The sequence below is a fragment of the Endozoicomonas sp. ONNA2 genome (assembly GCF_024606365.1).
Taxonomy (GTDB): Bacteria; Pseudomonadota; Gammaproteobacteria; order Pseudomonadales; family Endozoicomonadaceae; genus Endozoicomonas.
On sequence record NZ_JAHHPO010001067.1, the window covers coordinates 1 to 2,373 of the forward strand.

Genomic DNA, 2,373 nt, shown 5'->3' on the forward strand with positions numbered 1-2,373 from the left:
CCAAAAGCCTGTAACGCCTGTTCAGAGTGCAGAACTTTTCGGGTTATCAGCCCTGCCAGTAACGGAATGACAATAAATAATACGACAGAAATAAACAGCGTACTCCAGGGTACGATCACATCGGTAACTCCCAGCAGAAACGCAGCGATCGGTGCAAAAGCCACCACCATCACCAGATCATTAACCGCCACCTGAACCAGTGTGTAATTGGCATCACCACGGGTCAGCTGGCTCCAGACAAAGACCATAGCGGTACAGGGCGCCACACCCAACAGGATCATTCCGGCAATGTATTCGTCACCAGGCTCTGGTGAAATAAGACCGGTAAAACTGCCGAACAAATAGCGAATAAACAGGATTGCCAGAAGCGCCATGGTAAATGGCTTAATTAACCAGTTGATGACCAGCGTGACAATCAGACCTTTTGGACGGCGATGGATGTTTTTTACCGCGGTAAAGTCGATCTGCATCATCATCGGATAAATCATCAACCAGATCAGCACTGCAATGACAAAATTAATGCTGGCGTACTCCCAGCTTCCCAGGGTGGTAAAGAGTGATGGAAACAGTGTTCCACCAACCAGCCCGGCCACCATGGCCAGAGCCACCCAGACACTTAAATAACGTTCAAAAATACCCATGATTTGAACCTCTGCAAAATATCGGCAATCGTCGAAAAACGATATCAAACACAAAAAAATTAACATCCTTTCTATCTTGTTCCCACGTTGAACATGGGAACGAGGCAGACCATTTCGTATTGCCTGAAACGGATTAAACGCTGTCAATATCAGCCAGTAACTGCTGAACCCGTTGGATAGCTTCCGGGCGAAGGCTAAAGCAGGTTTTGGGGTGCTTTACTTCGGCATGCACCAAACCGGCTTCCCGCAGGATCCGAAGATGTTCTGACACCGTGGACTGAGCAAGACCAAGCTGCCCGACCAGGTCAAAACCCAGACACACACGCCCCACCAGTATCCGTAGCAGCCTTACCCGTGCCGGATGCCCAATGGCTTTGGCATAAACAGCCAACTCCTTCTCTTCCGACTCGTTAAACTGAAAATCAGCGAGACTTTGCAGGCATTGTGTCATTACGCTACCCACTTACACCTTAATCGTTAAATCACGATTTACGATACATCAATATTTTCCCAGCTGCAAGGTTCTGTTGCATCTGCACCCGAATGGAAAAACACTTAAGCACTCAAGTTACACAACTGAAAATCCGGGCTATCAAGTGCCGCAGCGGGATCATAATCCCTGAAACTGCGATCACGAATGTTACGGCAAGTACTGATGCAACTTCCGACGACGAAGGTGACTTAAGCTACGAGTGGATGCACAGCGAACTGCGATCGACATGCCAGTAAATCATGATGCCACGACCTCCGTAGCGTACGTACTATTGCGTGGTGAGGTTCTGATACCAATCGCCAAAGTGCTTGGTATCAGAAGCACAAGCGGTGGTACCCCGCCCCCAAATAGCTGGATTGCGGGCATGCAGCACGCCATCAGCAACAATGGCAATCGCACGGCGTATAGCGTCCACGCTGATGTAGCGATGACGTACGTAAGTCAAGTAACTGAGAAGAACCTATAAAACTGCGACAAATGAAGTAAAAGAATTCAGTAAATCAATAGCAGTAAGGGATAAGAAAATGTTTGGAAGAAAAACATTTCTATATTTCTAGAATATTAATTGCATTTGTTTTTCGATGATTCTAATATGCGCCCATTAACAGATTTGGACCCCGATCACCGAAGGCATCAGTAGTGACCGATGAACAGATAAGACGGAGTGGTCGGGGAGGATTATCTTTGACTTTATGTTTCTAAATTTCCGGAAATATTGACATGAACATGCAGCAGCAAATAACCGATGCAATCGGTTCAGCAATACAGCCCGCACTAACAGAGAGCATTGGCGCAGACATGGCCATGAACGTGGTCAGCACCTTCGGAACCTTTGCGTTTCTGGCCGGTGAATTGACCATCCTGTTCCTGATCGTCAGCTTTATCATAGGTGTAATTCTTGAATACATGCCAGCGGAGAAGATTCAGAAAAACCTGCGGCGATGGCCATGGCAAAGATCACCACCAGGAAGGCAACAATCATCGGGTTACGGAACAGGCTTTTCAGCAGAATCACCTCAGTTAGACTCGCACCAGCACTTCCGATAATCAGGGCCATCAGGGCACCCATTCCCATGCCTTTGGCCGCCAGAGCTGCTGCTAGAGGAATCACTGCTTCAGCTCGAATATACAATGGTACACCAATGATCGCTGCGAATGGAATCGCCAACGGGTTATCCGGGCCAGCGTACTGAGCGATAAAGTCAGCCGGTACGAAGCCGTAAGTGATCGAGCCAATAC

4 protein-coding genes are annotated in these 2,373 nt (G+C 48.0%); all 4 read right to left on the reverse strand.

From position 1 onward, the window contains the following. The coding region (locus KDK14_RS18955; protein WP_257266771.1) for an arsenic resistance protein at window positions 1–641 on the reverse strand (641 nt) is incomplete at its 3' end. A gap of 133 nt (window positions 642–774) precedes the next feature. After that, entirely contained in the window at window positions 775–1,104 is a 330-nt protein-coding gene (locus KDK14_RS18960) for a metalloregulator ArsR/SmtB family transcription factor (RefSeq protein ID WP_257266772.1), read from the reverse strand. 298 nt (window positions 1,105–1,402) lie between these two features. Beyond that, a complete protein-coding gene (locus KDK14_RS18965; RefSeq protein ID WP_257266773.1) occupies window positions 1,403–1,579 on the reverse strand; it encodes a transposase in 177 nt (58 codons plus the stop codon). A gap of 438 nt (window positions 1,580–2,017) precedes the next feature. Beyond that, a partial coding sequence (locus KDK14_RS18970; RefSeq protein WP_257266774.1) for a permease occupies window positions 2,018–2,373 on the reverse strand: 356 nt, incomplete at its 5' end.